Genomic DNA, 18,651 nt, shown 5'->3' on the forward strand with positions numbered 1-18,651 from the left:
AGCATTGCAAAGCGGCCGAGAGGGAAAAAGCTGGACCAGGCCAGCGCGTTACTGAGGGTAAATGTCGACCTTCGCCGCCGCCGTCACTCTCCGTGCCGTAACTCGGCGGCCGAATCACCCATGTCCATCAACGCCTCCGGCCCGGAAGAACGTCAACCGGCCGCGGGCCGGGGATGGGCGCTGAAGAAGCGCCAGATGGTTTCGGTGGCGTTGAGCGCCGTGGACGGCGGGTCGAGATGGAGCAGTTGCTCCGCCCGGGGCGGGTTGGGTCGACCGCCGGGCCACTGGTGACCGGCGTCCGCGATGGTGATCAGCTCCACGGCCCGCCCGTGCGGACAGGTCGCGGCCGTTCGGGTCACCAGGCCGGTGGTGGTCGTGTGTGGACTGCCACAGTCGTCCACGGCCCGCCACTTGGCGATCAGGTCCGGGACGGGCGGCCCGTCGATCTTGACCGGGTTCCGGCCGGTGCCGTCGTTGTCGCGGCGGCCGGGCCCGCCCCCGTACGGCATGGTCTTGTCCTGCCGGCCGTGGATGTGCAGGACCGAGACCGGCGACGGGGTCGGACACTGCCCGGTCAGCGTGCTGGCCACCGCGCCGACGGCGGCGAAGGTTCCGGTGTCGCAGGCCAGCCGGTACGCGAGCAGGCCGCCGTTGGAGATTCCGGTGACGTACGTCCGGGCCGGGTCGACCGGTGCCGAGGCGCCGATCGCGGTGACCATCTCGGTGATGAACTTGACGTCGTCGACCCCCTCACGGGCCGGCGCGCCGCAGCACCCCGGGCTGACGGCCCAGGCCCGGTTCAGCCCGTCCGGGAAGACGACCAGAAAGCCGGCGCGGTCGGCCTGCCCGGTCCAGCCGTACGCCTCCTCGGCCTGGCTGCCGGTGCCGGCGGCGCCGTGCAGCATGACCACGAGCGGGACCGGACCGCTCAGCTTCGCCGAGGCCGGCCGGTACAACCGGTAGGTGCGCTTCCGGCCGTCCACCGTGAGGGTGTGCTCGGAGGTGCCGACGGCCACGTCCCGGGCCGACTCCCCGGAGGTCGGGCCGGCGGACGGGGAGTTGTGGCCGGGCCGGTCGGCGCGGTGCCGGGTGCAGCCGGTGAGGGCGGCCAGCCCGACGAGGAGCGCGAGAGATCCGACAAGGTAGCGGGAAACGGTGGACGGCGCCATATAAATACTTTCGTCGGTAAATGTTCGAGCAACGTTAGCGACACGCCAGAACTCGGTCAGCCGACCCGGCCGACCCGGCGGACCGGCCGGACCAGTCGGACCGGCCGGACCGGCCCGGCGGTGGGGCCGCCGGGCCGGTGGCTGGAACTCACCAGCGGTCGCGGAGCTTGATCAGCTCCCAGCCGCCCTCGGGTATGTCGTCGGTGGGGTCGGTCCGCAGGTTCATCGGGTTCGCCATGCCCAGGTAGAGCGTCGGGCCATCCGCGACCATGTTGCGGATCCCGTAGTTGAGATAGTTGCCCAGACCGGTGTTGTCGATCATCGTGGCGGGCTTCCGTGGCGAGGTGAAGGCGTACAGGTCGCCGCCGTACACGGCCGGTGGAAGGTCGGTGGCGACCGCCCCTGGGGTGGCCGCGGCGGCTGCCCTGGCCGGTGCCTGAGCCAACACGTCCGCCATCCCCGGCGACAGGCCCAACTGCGCGGCCGTCGAACTGCCCAACTCCTTGGCCAGGTAGCTCCAGTCCATCGTGCCGACGTAGAGCTTCCCGCCCGCCACCACCATCGTCCAGGTGTAGTTGTTGTACGGGTTGCCGAAGCCCGGCCCGCCGTACAGCGGGGTCTGGTGGGTGGACTGCAACGCCCAGGCCCCGGCGCCGTCGTTGGCGGTCGGGTCGTAGGCGGGCAGGTCGGTGGCGCCGTAGAGCAGGTCCACCTTCTGATGGGTGGAGCCGAAGCCCCGGCCCCGGTAGATGCTGATCGCCCGCTGGGTGTTGTTGACGGTATCCTGGAGCGCCGCGTCGTCCTTGGGCGGATAAGTCGTCAGGAGCAGGGTGGTCGCCTTCATCGGCACGTGCATGGTGCCCCAGTACAGTTGGCCGCCGTACGACGCCAGCCCGCCCAACGCGTAGGCCTTGGCGATCACGGGGTCCGGCTCGTAGCTGGAGACGTCCCACACCTTCTGCCAGCCGCCGGCGTCCTCCGGATTGAGTCCGGGAGTGCCGTCGGAGAGCTTCGGACTCATCCAGACCGCGGCGATGCTGGTCGGCGCCGACGCGATGGCGGGCGCGAGGTCGGGCGTGGTGCCCGGCGCGAAGTCGTCCGCGGATCCCGGCCAGCTGGTGATGAAGATCCGCCCCTCGAAGAGGGCCAGATCGGCGGCCTGCGCCGGCAACGTCCCCACCTCGGCGAAGGAGAACGGGTCGGTCTTGCTGCCCGTCCACCGCAGGACGTAACCGCCGGCGCCACCGTTGGCGCCGACGCCGACCCCGGCGTAGAGGCCGTCGTCGGCGACCAGGAAGTGCCGGATGTTGCCGTACTTGCTCAGCGTGCGCGACCCGAGGTACGCCCCGGTGTCCGTGTCGAACGCGAACAGGTTGATGCTGGTGCCGATCGCGGGACCGCCCAGCAGGGCCACCCCACCGAAGTTGCCGGCCGCCCGGATGCCGGCGGTGACCTGCAACCGGTTGGCGTCATCCGGTGAGGCGGACTTGATCATGTCGGTGAGTTCGGTGAGCTTGTTGGCGCGCGTGTCGTACCGGTAGACCCGGGGCACCCGGTGGTCACCGAGGATCGCCGGCAGACCGGGGTTGTCCTTGACGATCTGGCTCTCGCCGTACTCGCAGACCCAGTCGTTGTTCTGGACCGGGGTCGTGTTGGTCAGGGCCCGACCACTGGTCATGCAGTTGACGTTCGCCCCGGTGCCGAAGTACAGGTTCTGCCCGGCCCGGGTCAGCCCCCACACGTACGACTGGTTGACCTTGGCCTGGCCGGTGGCGCACGGGGGGCCGGGCGGGTACGGCTGCCCGATCCCGGCGAAACACTCGTCCGGCTGGGCCTTGGCCAGCAACTGCGGGCCCTGGTGGCCGTGATCCCCGGCGGGTTGGTCGGGCGGCGCGGCCAGCGCCGTCGACGGGGCGACCAGCAGCGGCCCCAGTATCGCGGCGGCCAACAGCCGCCGGATGGATATCCGGAATGGACTCACCAACTGCCTCTCTCTCCAGATGAAACGGGGAATGCCCGCACCCGGCCGGTGAGGCCGGGGCGGGACAGATACGGGCACACCGGGATCGATCTGAGCGTGCCCGGGGACTGATTCGAGTGGGACTGGGAGCGGGCGGTGGTCACACGGTGGCGGGCTCGGCGGTCCGCGCCGGCCTGACGACCCGGCCCGCGACCTGGTTGGCCCATTGGGCCGGGTCCTCGAACTCCAGGAATTCGCCGAGCTGGGTCAGCTCGCCCACCGGGTCGGCGACGAGGTCCTCGTAGCGCATCCGAAGCAGGTGCTCCGGGGGTACGTCACTGAGCGCCTGCTCGGCCTGGCTGGTCATGAACGCGGACAGCCCGAGGTAGCGGTTGAGGTCCGCGCCGCGTTCCCGCAGCGCGTCGGCGGTCAGCCGGTCCGGCAGGTACCGCTGGAGGTCCTCCGGCACCTCCTGGCCCGGCTCGATCCGGAACGGGTCCAGGCCGCACCGGGCGAGGAACTCCACCCGCAACTGGATGAGCTGGAACGACGGGTGCCGGCTCATCGAGCGGGCGGTGTCCGTCAGGCTCCGGGTGAGATAGACGAATTTGCAGTCCGGGAACCCCTTCAACAGGTACGGGGCCACGTGGCTCGACCCGCCGGAACGCTCCACCCAGCGCTTCTTGCCGGTCATCCCGGCGAGCACGTCGAGGAAGTCGCGGTGGTGCCGGGCCACGGGCTGGGTGGGAAACTGCGCCACCCGGTCGGCGAGCTGGTCGAACAGCGCGTCCGGGTCGTCCGTGAGCTTCGAGAGGGTGATCACGAGGATCCGGGGCAGGTCGATCATCCGGTCGGCCCACCGCCCGGTGGCGGGGTAACGGACCTCCTTCGGTGGCAGGCCGATCCGGAACAGGGTGGACAGCTCGGCCTTGGGACTGGCCAGCACGCCCCAGTACTCGGGGCCGGTCAACACCTCGCCGCTGCGGGCCCACGGCGCCACCGACATGAAGAATTCCTGGGCCGAGAGCGTGTCCGGCTGCTCGTGGATGAGGTCGGACAGCAGTGTGGAGCCGCAGCGACCGTTGCTGATGATGATCGACCGGCCGGTGATCGGGGTGTCCATCACGAAACCTCCTGCGTCTCGGGCTTAGCTGGTGAGGGAAGTGGCACGTCGAGCCCGCGCTGCTCGGCCAGCCAGGTGAACACGTGCTGGCGGACGGCCTCGGGTCGGGTGACCAGGACGGTGTGCTTCTGATCGGGCAGGACCACGATCCGGGTCTGTGGCAGCAGCGCGCTGACCGCCGGGGCCAGCTCGCGAACGGCGGAATCGCCGCCGTAGAGGCACAGCACCGGGCAGTCGATCGCGGCGATCCGCTCGACCGCCGGCAGCCGGCTGGCCGGTAGTTCGTCGGCCATCGTGGTGTCGGTCAGCATCCTGCTGGTCTCGGCGGCCCGCCGGGCGGCACCGACCCCTCGGCGCGAGCCGATCTCGGCCACCGCCATCTCCTGGGGGAGCAGGGTGGCGATCCGGTCGAGTCGGACCCGTACCCGGCGCATCCACTCCGACGTCGGCGGTGCGGACTCCACGGCCACGATCCCGGCCACCCGGTCGGGGTGGCGTGCCGCGTAGCCGAACGCGATCGTCCCGCCGAAGGAGTTGCCGAACAGCAGCAGCGGGCCGTCGACGCCCAGCTCGGCCAGCAGCGCCTCCAGGTCGTCGACGAAGTCGTCGAGGGCGTAGCCGGTGGCCGGACGGTCGCTGCGGCCATGCCCGCGCAGGTCGTACAGCACGGTCGGGAACCCGGCCCGGGCCAGCGGTTCGGCCATGGTGAAATACCAGCTCGCCATGGTGTCCGAGGCCATCCCGTGCAGCAGCACCGCGGTCGGGGCGGGCCCGCCGGTGCCCGTACGGACACCGGCGGGCGGATCGAGCCGCTGCACGTGCAGCGTGATCCCGTTCGCCCGCACCATGGTCACCGGCTGCCCGCCCCGACCTCGTCCGCGCCGGCCCCGGCCGGCTCGCGATCGGCCGCGTCGAGCGACGTGGCGATGTGCTCGACGAGCTGACCGACCCGCAGCTCGCTCACGGCCTTCAGGTCCAGCTTCGCGACGAACAGGGCGAAGTTCACCGTGTCGCCGTAGCGGGCCTGAAGGCGCCCGGCCAGCGAGACGACGTCGATGCTCTCCATGTTCAGGTCGTCCTGGAACGTGGTGTCCATGGTGATGACCTGGTCGGTGGCGAAGTCGCCCAGTACGGCGTTGATCATCTCGGTGAGTTCGACGAGGATGTCGGCCCGGGCCGCGGACATAAGGTGCTCCTTCTGCTGTTCCGGTGGGGTGACCTGCTGTTCCAACAGAGCTGTGGGTGGCGCCGGCAGGGCGGTCGGCGGTGCCGGCCGGCCGACCCTCGACACGGTTGGCCGAGGGTCGGCCGGGTGACTGTTCATGGCCGGGGCGCCATGGCCTGGCGGGGTCCGGTCATGGCCGGGACACCCCGGGCGGGGTGCCAGGGTCCGGCTCCGGCCCCCAGGTCCAGGCCACGACGTACCGCCGGGACGGCAGGTCCGGTGGGTTGGTCACGACGCGGTGCCCGACCCGGTACGTACGCTCGCCGACCACGACGGTCAGCGCGGTCTCGGTGGCCTCGCGGACCTCGAACTGACGCGGCCTGCCGTCGAGCCCGGTGCCCTCGGCCTTGCCGACGGCCTCCTTGGCGGCCCAGAACCGGGTGAACCACAGCCGGCGGGCCTCCCCGGTGTCGCTGGTGGTGCCGGCCGGACCGGCTCCGTTGGCGGTGCCGGCCGGACCAGTTCCGTTGGCCGCGCTGACCGGGCCGGCTCCGTTGGCGGTGCCGACCGTGCTGGCCGCGCCGGCGACGGACAGGCTCGCGAGTAGCGCCGCCTCCGGCCCGGTCAGGGCGAACGAGGCGGTGCTGTCCGGATGGTCGGTGACCTCGGCGACGTCGATGCCGACGCCGGGGCCACCGGCCGAGGCCGTCGCGGGACGCAACCGGGCGATCGCCACGCCGATCTCCGCGCAGTGCGCGAGGGAGATGTCGCAGTCCTCCAGACCCCGGCCCGGCCGCCCGCGTACCCACGGCCGCCCGTCGGGGTCGTTGCCGACGGTCAGCTCGATCGGATAGATGTCGGTGTGGCCGGTCTCCCACAGTCGGGACCGGACGGCGTCCTTGGCCGCGATTCGGCCGAGCAGCCACTGTTTGCGGTTCCGGCCCGGCTGCCGCTCGTAGTCGGCGTACGCCTCGCCGCCGAGGATGCCCCGGGCGGCCATGCTCTGGGTGACCAGGTCGGTCCAGCAGTCGAAGGCCATGGTCCAGCCGTCCGGCTGGAACTGCGACATCGGGTACCGCTCGGGGAAACGCTCGGCGACCCGGGCCTGCGGATGACTGTCGAACCGCCGGTCGATCGCGCCCTCGATCTGCGCCCAGACCCGCCCCTGGTAACTGAGCTGGGTGTCGGCGACGAGCTTGCCGTCGTCGATCGACCGTACCCGGGCGACACACTCGAACGCCCGGCCCGTCGGCGGGGGTGGCCCGAAGAACCGGACCTGCCCGAGGCCGACCGGCAGGGCGACCGTCCGGGCCGGTTGAGTCGTGATCAACCAGTTGCCGATGAGCTGGAGCGCGTTGTCCAGCAGGGCACCCGGCGGCGCCGGGGCGGTGACGACGCCCCGTACGTGCATGTCGCCGAGCGCGTGTACCTCGGTCACGCCCTGGAACTGCGGCCCGTGGAACATCAGCCGCTCGGCGTACATCTCCGCTGCGCCCAGCGTGGGTGGCCGCTCGGTGACCGGGTCGTGCGTCCAGACCGCCGGCGGCGGCGCCGGGTAGGCGGGCCCGACCTCGACGGTGGCCCGGGCGAAGCCGGCGCAGACGACGGCGTACCGGTTCGGCCCGGCCGCCCGGACCACGACCTCGACGTCCTGGGCCGGCACGGCGATGAGCCACTTGTTGAACTTCGCGTCGTGCACGGCCACCACCCGCAGTCCGGCGGGGATCAACTGCTCGACCGCGTCCATCATGTGCGCGACCAGGGCGGTCGCCGGAACCACCGGCCAGCGGTCCTCCGGGTTGGGCCAGTCGTCCGGCTGGACGAAGAAGCAGTGGTCCAGCAGGTACGGCATGGTGTCCAGGGAGACCCGCAGGATGAGCCGGCCGATCTCCGGGGCGGCCCCGGGCGGTGCCGGCCGGGCGGCGGCGGGTGGCGGCGCGACGGACCACACGGGCGGGGTCGTGACCGGACGCACCGACGGTGCCGCGACCGGGCGTGCCGGCGGAGCCGGTGCCGTGGTGGGCCGTGCCGGCGGGGTCGCCGTCGTAGCGGACGGTGCCGGCGGGGTCGCCGTGGCGGACCGTGCCGGGGGGACGGCCGGTGGGTTCACCGGTGGCGCAGCGGCGCCGGGGTCACCGGCGGTCAGCACGCTGAGCGTGCCCTGCGTGGTGTCCTGGAGCAGCGCGGCGAGTTCGGCCGCCGCGCTGGACCGCCCGGCGAGCCGTTGCAGGGCGGCCACCGCGACACCCGAATCGCCGGACCGGCCGGCCGGCTGTGCCGTCGCCGCCACCAGGGGCGCGGCGACGGGGGTCGCCGCCGGTGGGGGTGCGCTGACCGAGGTCGTAACCGGCGGGGTCGCGGTGACCGGGTTCGTGGTCACCGGCCCGGTATGGCCGGCCGTACCGGGCGCGGTCACCTGGCGTGCGACCGCCGGCTGCGCGACCGCCAGCTGCGCGGGCGCCGGCCGGGTGACCGCTGGTTGTGCGACCGCTGGTTGTGTGACCGCTGGTTGTGTGACCGCTGGTTGTGCGGGCGTGACCGGCCGCCGGGCGGCACCGTTGCCGCCGGCCGGCGTCGGAGCCGGGGTTGTGGCCGAGGCCGCGACGCCGCCTGCTCCGGCGGGGGCCGGATGGCCGTTCCCGCCGGCCGGCGCGGCGGACAGCCCGAGCAGCCCGGCCGCCTCCGCCCCGAGCCGGACCAGCGGCCCGCCGAGGTCGAGTTTGATCCGGGGACCGCGCCGGGTGCCGCCGTTCGACCCCACCGCCGTCCGGTCGGGTCCCGCCGTCCGATCCGGTCCCTTGCCGGTACGCGCCGCGAGGGGGCGCAGGTCGGGCGTGCCACCCTCCACCCACAGCGCGGTGGCGACCCGGCGGAGCTGGTTGAGACCGCTGCGGTGCGCCGTGTTCACCGGCATGGCCAGGTGGTCCCGGCCCCGCAGATTGTCCCCGACCAGTGAGGCGAGCTGACCCGCACCGACCTGGAGGAAGACCCGGAACCCGGCGTCGTACATCGCCTCGACGGTCTGGCGGAACCAGACCGGTTCCATCATGTGCCGCACGAAGAGCCGGTTGACCTCGTCCTCGTTGTCCGGGAACGGCGCGTGCAGCGTCGACGACCACACCGGCATCCTGGTCGGGTGCACCTTCCAGCGGCCGAGGGCGGCACCGATCGAGGTGAGTCCATCGGCGAAGGCGGGGGTGTGGAAGGCCGACCGGAAGGGCAGCTTCTGACACAGGATGTTGCGGTTGCGCAGCGTCTCGACCAGGCGGTCGACCTGCGGCTCGGGCCCGTTCACCACGGACTGGGCCGGCGCGTTGTCGTGGGAGAGCACCACCTGCGGGAAGTCGCCGAGCAGCGGGGTGACCCGCTCCGCACCGGCGCCGATCGCCGCGAAGACGTACCCGGAGACCTCCACCGAGTCGGCGTTGAACAACTCCAGGAACTCGTCCATCGCCGCCGTGCTGATCTGACCGCTGACGGCCGCGGCGGTCCACTCTCCGATGCTGTGCCCGGCGACCGCGTCGGGACGTACGCCGATCCGGTTCAGCGCCTCGGTGAGCAGCTTGCCCACCTCGATCAGGCCGGCGCCGTGCCGGCCCAGGTCGGCGGCCGACCACTCCCGATCCGGCAGCCCGAAGTGGGCGGCCAGGTCGGCGGTACGCGGCGAGAACTCCGCCTCCAACCCGGGGAAGACGAACGCGAGCTTGCCCGCGTGACCGGCCAGCAACGGGTGCGGGGTGAACCAGATGTCCCGACCACCCCGCCACGCCTGACCCCGGGCCACCGTCTTGCGGGCCACCGCGAGCAGCTTGTCCGTCGGGTTGACCACACCGAGGCGGGCCGGCCCCGGCGCGTCGCCGCCCGAGCGGGCGGCCACCTCGATGCCGAGCCGGCGTACCTCCTGGTCGTCGCGGGCCAGCAGCTCGGCCAACCCGGCCGGGTCGGCGGCGGCCAGCCACAACACCTGATCCGGCTCGTCCACCACGGCGGTGCCGCCGGCGCGGCCACCGGCCGGTACGGTGAGCGGCGCGACCGCCCCGCTCACCGACTCGGGCGCCTGCTCGATGATCAGGTGTGCGTTGATCCCGCCGAAGCCGAACGCGTTGATTCCGGCCCGCCGTGGTCCGTCGCTCTCCCACGGGCGGGCCGTGGCGATCGGGGCGAACCGGGTCGCGGCCATCTCGGCCCGGGGGGACTCGCAGTTGAGGGTGGGTGGCAGCACCCCGCGGTGCACCGCGAGCGCCGCCTTGATCAGCCCGGCCACACCAGCGGCCGGCATGGTGTGCCCGATCATCGACTTGACCGAGCCGATCACCGGACGGGGGCCGCCACGGTGCGGACCGAACACCTGGGCCACCGTGGTCAACTCCGCGACATCCCCGGTCGGGGTGCCGGTGCCGTGCGCCTCCAGCAGACCCAGCGCGTCCGGCGCGGTCGGGTCGAGCCCGGCGGCCTCCCAGGCTCGCTGGATGGCCAGCACCTGCCCGGACACCGCCGGGTTGAACATGCTCGCGGAACGCCCGTCGCTGGACATCCCGCTGCCCCGGATCACCGCGTACACCCGGTCCCCGTCGCGGACCGCGTCGGCGTACCGCTTGAGCACGACGACGCCGGTGCCCTCGCCGATCAGCAGCCCGTCGGCGGCGGCGTCGAACGGCCGGATCTCACCCCGCCGGGACAGCGCCCGGAGCTGGCTGAACACCGACCAGAAGCTGATGTCGTGCACGTGGTGGACGCCGCCGGCCAGCACCGCGTCCAACCGGCCGTTGACCAGCTCGCTGATGCCCTGGTCGACGGCGATCAGCGACGACGCGCAGGCCGCGTCCAGCGTGTACGCGGGACCGCGCAGGTTGAGCCGGTTGGCCACCCGGGAGGCGGCCAGGTTCGGCACCAGACCGATCGTGCCCTCCGGCTGGTACGGGCCGAGCCGTTCGTCGATCTTGCGGCGCAGCAGGTCCATCCGGGCCTCGTCGAGCTCCGGCACCAGCTCCCGGAGGATGCCGGTGACCTGGCTGGACATCCGCACCCGGTTGGCGTACCGGGCCTGGGCGGGGCTGAGGATGCCGCCCCGCCCGAGGATGACGCCCACCCGTTCCCCGGCGGGGAGCCGGTCCGGGCCCCCCGCGTCGTCGATCGCCGCGGCGGCCACCTCGAGGGTGATCAGCTGATCCGGCTCGATGTCACCCACGGAGGCCGGCATCACCCCGAACCGCAGCGGCTCGAACGTGGCGTACTCGTCGACGAACCCGCCGCGCCGGCAGTACATCCGGTCCGGCCGGTCGGCGTGATCCGGGTCGTAGAACTCGTCGTCCCAGCGGTTCGGCGGCACGTCCGTGATCGCGCTCACGCCGTTGACCAGGTTGTTCCAGTAGCTCTCCAGATCCCCGGCGGAGGGCATCAGCGCGGCCATCCCCACGATGGCGATCCGGTCGGGCGCGGCGGCGCCGTTGCTCATCGGTTCCTCCGACGTGCGGTTCTGACGGGTAAGGACCGGGTCATCGCGGTCACCATCCCGAGGCGGTGTAGACGACCGAGGTGTTCTTCGGGTCGGCCCAGGCCAGCTCCCGCAGCAGGGCCATCGCGCCCTCCTCCGGGTCGATCAGGCCGATGCCGCGCCGGGCGTACTCCCGGGCCAGTTCGGCGGTGACCATGCCGGGGTGCCCGGCGCCGGGTGCCCACGGGCCCCAGTGCACGGTCAGGCACCGCGCTCCGGTACGGGCCGAGTAGCGGGTGCCCATGGTGTCCAGGGCGTCGTTGGCCGCCGCGTAGTCGGCCTGACCCCGGTTGCCGTACGCGGCGGCGATGCTGCCGAACAGCACCGTGAACCGGGGTTGGTCGGGCAGTTCGGCCAGCGCGGCCAGGACGCCGCGCGCCCCGCCCACCTTCGTCTCGAAGACCCGGGTGAACGACGCCGGGTCCTTCTCGGCGATCAGCTTGTCCTCGATGACCCCGGCGGCGTAGACGATCCCGTCGAGGCGACCGTACTCGGCCCGGATGCCGGCGAGCAGTTCCCGGGTGGCGGCCGCGTCCCGTACGTCGAGGACGTGGTAGCGGACCAGGCCGCCCAGCCCGGCCAGCTCGTTGACCGTCGCGGTCACCTCGCGGGCGGCCAGGATGGCCTGTGCGGTCCGGTCGATCTCGGCGGGCGTCCGCCCGCCCTGCCGGGCCAGGGCGGCGACGAGCGCCGCCTTGTCAACGGCGGCGGCCAGCGCCGGGTCCTCGGGGCCGTCCGGCACCGGGGTACGACCCACCAGCTCGATCCGGCACCGGCTGGCGGTGGCGAGGGCGCGCGCGAACCACGGGGTGATGCCGCGCGCCCCGCCGATCAGTACGACCACCGAGTCCGGCTCCAGGCCGATCGCGGCGGCCTCGGCCACCCCCTCGCCGGCCGGTCCGGCGCCGCCGGCGGCCAGCGCCCCCAGGTCCACCGGGACCAGGTCGGCCACGTACCGGTCGGCGCCGCGACGGCTCACCACGGGGGCCTCGGCGGTGATGAGCAACTCGTCGAGGACCTGCCGGGCGAGCAGTTCCGGCGCGACCCCCGCGTCCACCGCCAGGAAGCGGGCGGTCAGCTGCGGGTACTCGCGGGCGATGGTGCGGAACAGTCCGGGCATGCCGTCGGCGGCCTCGCCCGCCCCGGCCGCGAGCAGCCAGCGCGGGCCGGTGGCCAGGGCCCGTTGCAGCAGCGGGAACACGGCGGGCAGCAGCGGCTCGTCGAGCGCGGTGAGCCCGTCGAGCACCAGCACCCCGTCGAAGCCCTGGCCGGCCTGCTCGCTGTCCAGCACCCCGAGCTGCCCGTTGGCGCCGTACGCGCCGAGCAGCTGCGCGAGCTGGGCCGCGACGGCGCCGCCACCGGTGATCAGGAACCGGGTGCCGGCCAGCGCGGCGGGGTCGCCGGGCGCCTCGTTGCGGACCTGCTCCAGGGCGACCAGCCGCTTCGGCGCGATGCCCAGGTCGCCGCCGGCCAGCGGCGGTGGGGCCGGTGCCACGACCGGTGCCACCGCTGGCGCGGCAGCTGCCGTCGCCGGCTGGACGGCCGGCTCCAGCAGGGTGGTGGTGGCGGTGAGGGTGGCGCTGGCCGTGACCGAGGCATTGAGCTTCTCGTCGAGCCAGGTGACCATGGCGCGGACGGTGCGGGCCTTGACGAGGTCTTCGAGTTCGCTCTCGTCGCCCTCGACGCTGAGTTCGAGTCGTTGGGCGACCTCGCCGGCGACCTCGGCCCGTTTGATGGAGTCGATGGACAGGTCGGCTTCCAGGTCGAGGTCGAGTTCGATGAGGTCGACCGGGTAGCCGGTGCGCTCGCTGATGACACCGAGGATCGCGTTCTGGAAGTCGGCGAGGCTGGCTCCGGCCGGGGCGGCCGGGGCGGCCGGGGCGGCCACCGGGCCGGTGGTGGAGACCGACAGGTGTACGTTGCCGGCCATCTTCTCGTCGAGCCAGGTGACCATGGCGCGGACGGTGCGGGCCTTGACGAGGTCTTCGAGTTCGCTCTCGTCGCCCTCGACGCTGAGTTCGAGTCGTTGGGCGACCTCGCCGGCGACCTCGGCCCGTTTGATGGAGTCGATGGACAGGTCGGCTTCCAGGTCGAGGTCGAGTTCGATGAGGTCGACCGGGTAGCCGGTGCGCTCGCTGATGACCGCGAGGATCGCGTTCTGGAAGTCGGCGACGCCCGGCCCGGCGGCCTCCGGCGCGGCGGTCATCGGTACCGCGATCATTGGTGCCGCAGCCATGGGCGCCGCGGTCATCGGTGCCGCGGCCACCGGCGGCGCGGGGGCGATGGGTCCCACCGCGGGCGAGACCGGGACGATGGAGGGAACGACGGGTGGCCGGACGGTCGGGGTCACTGCCGGGGCGACCGGCATCGCGGGCGCGGCGGCCGTGGTCAGCACCGGACCGCCGTTGCCCGTCGCGACGGTGGCCGGCACCGCCGGTGGAACGACGACGGCGGACAGGGCCGCGTTCGGGTGGCCGCCCTCGGCCAGGAACTCCTCGGTCGGCTGCCATGCCGGCCGGCTGCCACCTCCGGTGTCGCCGAGGAAGGCCAGCATCACCTCGCGCTGCGAGGCGATCATTTCTCGGGTGGTCCGGAGGTACTCGCTGAGCAGTGCACCTCTGATGTCCTGGCCGCCGGTCGCCGGGGTGCCCGGGTTCGTCTCGGTGGCGGTGGTGCTGTGCGCAGGGGTCATCGACAGCTCCTTGATCCGTCGGGGAGGGGTCATGCCACCGGGAAGGCTGTTGCCGTGCTGGTCCCGGACGAGCATTCCGTCGACCGTCCAGATCGGACGACGGTTTGGTGCGGTGCCGGGTGCCTCGGTGGTCACCCGGTCCTGGAAGAGCCAGTCGGTGCGTACCGGAAGGCCGGCGCAGGCCAGTTCCGCGAGCGAGATCAGGAACCCGCGCAGCCCGTCGTTCGGTCCGCGTTCACACGCGATCGCCCGGTGCGGTCGTTCCGTGCCGAGGACCTCGGTGACCAGGCGGGAGAGCACCTGCCCGGGGCCGACCTCGACGAAGGTCCGTGCGCCGGCGGCGTACATGGCCTCGATCTGCTCGACGAACCGGACCGGTTCGCCGATCTGCTCGGCGAGGTGGTGGCGCACCCCGTCGGCGTTTCCGGGGTACGGCGCGGCGGTCAGGTTGGACCAGACCGGGATGCGCGGCGCGTCGATCCGGTGGTCACCCAGCACCTCGGCGAAGGTGGCCACCGCGCCGGCCACCACCGGGCTGTGGAAGGCACAGGCCACCGGGAGCGGCTTGGCCGACAGCCCGGCTTCCTTGAGCGCGACCACCGCCGAGCGGACCTTCGCCGTCGGGCCGGAGATCACCAACTGGTTCGGGGAGTTCCGGTTGGCCAACACGACCTCGCTGGTCAGGTTGGCGCTCGCGATGATCCGGGCCACCTCGTCGGGGGCGGCGCGGACCGCCGCCATGGTGCCGGGATCCGTCCCGCAGGCGTCGAGGATGGTGGCGGCCCGCTTCCGGCTCAGGTCCATCAGCGTCGCCGCGTCAAAGGCGCCGGCGACGCACAGCCCGACCAGTTCCCCGTAGCTGTGCCCGGCGGTCATGTCCGGTCGTACGCCGAGGCGGCGCAGCAGGTGGTCCATGGCCAGCCCGCCGATGCCCAGCACCGGCTGGGCGATCCGGGTGTCGCGGACCCGCTCCTCCTGCTCGCGCCGACCGGCCGAGTCGAAGGCGGCCGGCGGGAACAGCAGCTCCGCCGCCGGACGGTCGAGTTCGAGGTAGTACCGCAGCTCCGGGAAGGACAGGAACAGTTCGGCCAGCGCACCCGGTCGCTGACTGCCCTGACCGGGGAACATGAACGCCACCCGGCCCGGGTCGACGGGATCGACCTGCGCCGGCTGGACCAGCCCGCGCGTCGGGTCGTGCTCGCCGGCCAGCGCTCGGCGCAGCAGCGTCTCCAGCTCGCTGAGGTCGCGGGCGACGACGGCGACCCGGACCGGACCGGACCGGCCGGCTGCGTCGGCGGCGACCGACGCGGCCAGCGCGGCCAACCGTCCCGGTCGGACCCGTTGGCCGTCACCTTCGGTGGTGACCCGGTCCAGCAACTGCTGGACCGACCGGTGCGCGGTGGCCCGGTCGGAGCCGCGGAAACAGAACAGCTCCGCCGGCCAGCTCCGCCGACCGTGCCGGGGTTCCGGGGCGTTGGCGTGGGCGCCGAGCACCGCGTGGAAGTTGGTGCCGCCGAACCCGAACGCGCTCACCCCGGCGATCCGCTCGGCGGCCGGGGCCGGCCAGGGGCGGGCCTCGGTGTAGAAGGCGAACGGACTCTGCTGGGGGTGCCAGGCGGGGTTGGGCCGTTGCAGGTGGATGGTGGGCGGCCGGACGCCGTGGTACAGCGACAGCGCCACCTTGAGCACCCCGGCCAGCCCGGCGGCGCACTTGGTGTGCCCGATCTGGGACTTCACCGAACCCAGCGCGCACCCGCCCGGCTCCGCGCCGGCGTCGAGGAACATCCGGGTCAGCGTCTCCAGTTCGGTGCGGTCGCCGACCACCGTGCCGGTGCCGTGTGCCTCGACCAGCCCGACGTCCCGGGGGGAGACCCCGCTGCGCCGGTAGGCCCGGTCCAGCGCGCGACGCTGGCCCTCCGGCCGGGGGGCGGTCAGCCCGAGGGCCCGCCCGTCGCTGGCCCCGCCGAGGCCCTTGAGCACCGCGTAGATCCGGTCCCCGTCGCGCTCCGCGTCGGCCAGCCGCTTGAGCACGACGCAGGCCACGCCCTCGCCGAGGGCGATGCCGTCACCGGTGCTGTCGAACGGCCGGGACCGGCCGGTCGGGGACAGCGCGTGCGCCGAGGTGAACATCAGGTAGTCGTTGACGCCGTTGTGCAGGTCGGCGCCGCCGCAGATCATCAGGTCGCTGTCGCCGCTGATCAGCTCCTTGCAGGCCGCGTCCATGGCGGCCAGCGAGGAGGCACAGGCCGCGTCGATGGTGTAGTTCGGCCCGCCCAGGTCGAGCCGGTTGGCCACCCGGCCGGCGATCACGTTGGCGAGCACCCCGGGGAAGCTGTCCTCGGTGACCGTGGGCAGCAGCTCCTCCATCTCCTCGGGCACGTCGCCGAGGTACGCCGGGAGCATGGTGCGCAGGGTCTGGGCGTGCCCCATGTCGCTGCCGGCCTCGGCCCCGAAGACCACACCGGTGCGGGAGTGGTCCAGCCCCGGCCTGTCGTACGGGTAACCGGCGTCGACCAGCGCCCGGTGGGACACCTCCAGGGCGAGCAGCTGGGTGGGGTCGATGCTGCCGAGCGCGGTCGGGGGGATGCCGTAGCCGATCGCGTCGAAGGGCACCGGTTCGATGAAGCCGCCCCACTTGGAGACGCTGATCCGGCCGGCCTGGCCGGGCCCGACCTCCGGTGCGTAGTAGATGTCGGTGTTCCAGCGGTCGGCCGGGACCTCGGTCACCGCGTCGGTGCCGGCCAGCACCGTACGCCAGAAACTGTCGAGGTCCGGTGAGCCGGGCAGCATGCAGGCCATTCCGACGATGGCGATGTCCAGCGGGGCGGCCGGCTCCTCGGTCTGCCGTTCCGCCGGGGCGAGCGGGTCGCGCAGGGCGGCGACCCGGGCGGAGTGGTAGTCGCGTACCCCCGTGCTGACCGACGCGTGCAGGTCGGCGACGGTGGTGGGGGAGTGCCGCAGCACCGCGACCTGACCGGCCATGAACAGGCCCTCGGCCTCCTGGACGGTCTCGTCCACGGCTTCGAGGACGTCGCCGTTGCGGCGCAGGCCCTTGCTGGCGATCCGCAGCCGCCCGACGTTGAGCAGCTCCAACTGCTCCCACACCGCGCGGTTCTCGGCGCCCGCGCTGTGCAGTTCGGTGCGGAGCCGGTGGAAGTCGTCGGCGAACGGGGTTTGCAGGCAGCGGGTGACGTGACCCGGTGCGGTCTCCAGCAGGGCGGTCCGCTCGGCGTCGAGCGCCTCGCGCTGGAACAGCGGTCGTACCGCGCCCTGTTCCACGGCCTCGACCGTGAAGAGGTACGCGGTGCCCATGAGCACCCCGATCCGGCCGCCTCGACGGGCCAACGGCGCCGCCATGGCCGCGACCATCGCCGCCGAGCGGGCGTCGTGGATGCCGCCGGCGAAGAACACCTGTAGCTGGTCGGCGGCGGTCGGGTCGGTGTCGAGGAACTCGTCGAGCACCAGCAGTTGGGCCTCCCACAGCGGGAAGCTGAACCGGGGTCCGATGTGTCCGCCGCACTCGGCACCCTCGAAGACGAACTTGCGGGCGCCGGAGCGCAGGAACTGCCGCAGCAGGCCGGGGGAGGGGACGTGCAGGAAGGAGCCGATCCCGTGCTCCTCCAGGGCCCGTGCCTGGGGCGGCCGGCCGCCGGCGACGATCGCGTAGGGCGGGCGGAACTCCTGGATGACGGCGAGCTGGGCGGTCCGCAACTCCTCGGGGGCGAAACCGAGCACGCCCACCCCCCAGGGCCGGTCACCGAGCCGTTGTGCGGTCTCGCTGATCATCCGGCGGCACTGGTCGGCCGAGTTCAGGGCGAGCGCGATGAACGGCAGCCCGCCGCCCGCGGCGACCGCCTCGGCGAAGCCGGCCTCGTCGCTGACCCGGGTCATCGGCCCCTGCGCGACGGGCACCCGGACCCCGAGCGCGTCGGCGAGGGGAGCGCCCGGCAGCAGCAGGTTGCCGGCGTCCGGGTCGGTGGCGGCGTCGAGCATGGCCGCGCGCATCGCCCGGACCGCGCTGGCGGTGTCGGCCCAGCGCGCGGCGAAGACGGTGGCCAGCCAACCGTCCTGGCCGACCGGCAGCAACTCCGAGCCGGCGTCCTGCGGGCCGCCCCGGCGCAGGCCCCGGAAGGTGTCGTCGACCAGCACGGTCTCCGAGCCGTCCATCCGGCGGATCGCGGTCCGTACGTCGGTCGGCAGGTCCGACTCGGGCATGAGGGCGAGCTGGGTGTCCAGGACGACGCCGACGGCGCCACCGACCAGGCAGGCCCCGGCGGTGTGCGGGCCGATCCCGCCGGCCACCCAGATGGGCAGGTCGAGGCCGTCGTCGACGATCTGCTGGAGCAGTACGAAGGAGCTGAGGTCGCTGACCCGGCCACCGCCCTCGGTGCCCCGGACGATCAGCCCGTGCGCTCCGCCGGACGCGGCGGCCCGCGCCTCGGCGCGGCTGGTCACCTCGACGATCACCCGGTAGCTCGACGTGATGTCCGACAGCGACCAGGGGCTGTCCGGGGCGACGATCACCAGGTCGACGGCGCCGGGCGCGGCGCGGTCCACCGCGTCGGGGGTGGCCGTACAGCCGGGTGGAACCCGGACGCCGACCGGGACGGGTGACCAGGACGCGGCCTGGCTGAGCGCGCGTAGCGCCCAGTCGTCGCCACGGGCCAGGTCGAGTACGCCGAGTGCGCCGGCGGCGCAGGCGGCGGCCGTGATTCGTGGGCTGGGCTCCAGGGAGCCGGCCGGGCTGAGAGCCATGATCAGGTCACGGGGGTGTGGTGCGATACTCATCGGACTCCCACTGGGGGTGGTGAGGGAATGACGGTGCGATGGGCCGGATCGTCGGCCGGACTGATGGTGTCCACGTTGGATTTGCTGCGGTAGATGTAACGCTGGGCTGTAAGCTAATGTCGCTCAGTTACATCTCGGTTACATGTGACGGAAAAAAGACGACCATCCTAAGAACTCCTTACTAAGGCGCTGGTCAATGGTCCTGTAACCGGTATCACTCACAAGTGGGCTTGTGTTGTTGTCATCTTCGGTTTCCCGGG

Annotated in this window: 7 protein-coding genes; all 7 read right to left on the reverse strand. The window is 72.9% G+C overall.

What is annotated here, in order from left to right:
* Positions 1–152: 152 nt before the first annotated feature.
* Positions 153–1,169, reverse strand: a complete 1,017-nt coding sequence (locus ACXN5W_RS14895) for an extracellular catalytic domain type 1 short-chain-length polyhydroxyalkanoate depolymerase (RefSeq protein ID WP_473158866.1) — start codon at positions 1,167–1,169, stop codon at positions 153–155.
* A 148-nt stretch (positions 1,170–1,317) separates the two neighbouring features.
* On the reverse strand, positions 1,318–3,150 hold the full coding sequence (locus ACXN5W_RS14900) for a hypothetical protein (RefSeq protein WP_473158909.1): 1,833 nt from the start codon (positions 3,148–3,150) through the stop codon (positions 1,318–1,320).
* A gap of 139 nt (positions 3,151–3,289) precedes the next feature.
* Positions 3,290–4,252, reverse strand: a complete 963-nt coding sequence (locus ACXN5W_RS14905; RefSeq protein WP_473158867.1) for a sulfotransferase — start codon at positions 4,250–4,252, stop codon at positions 3,290–3,292.
* A complete protein-coding gene (locus ACXN5W_RS14910) occupies positions 4,252–5,100 on the reverse strand; it encodes an alpha/beta fold hydrolase (protein WP_473158910.1) in 849 nt (282 codons plus the stop codon). The genes ACXN5W_RS14905 and ACXN5W_RS14910 overlap by 1 nt, the downstream gene beginning before the upstream one ends.
* Positions 5,101–5,102: 2 nt before the next feature.
* Positions 5,103–5,438, reverse strand: a complete 336-nt coding sequence (locus ACXN5W_RS14915) for an acyl carrier protein (RefSeq protein WP_473158868.1) — start codon at positions 5,436–5,438, stop codon at positions 5,103–5,105.
* A gap of 169 nt (positions 5,439–5,607) precedes the next feature.
* A complete protein-coding gene (locus ACXN5W_RS14920; RefSeq protein ID WP_473158869.1) occupies positions 5,608–10,872 on the reverse strand; it encodes a type I polyketide synthase in 5,265 nt (1,754 codons plus the stop codon).
* 49 nt (positions 10,873–10,921) lie between these two features.
* A complete protein-coding gene (locus ACXN5W_RS14925; protein ID WP_473158870.1) occupies positions 10,922–18,391 on the reverse strand; it encodes an SDR family NAD(P)-dependent oxidoreductase in 7,470 nt (2,489 codons plus the stop codon).
* Positions 18,392–18,651 lie beyond the last annotated feature (260 nt).

Source organism: Plantactinospora sp. A48 (genome assembly GCF_055793945.1).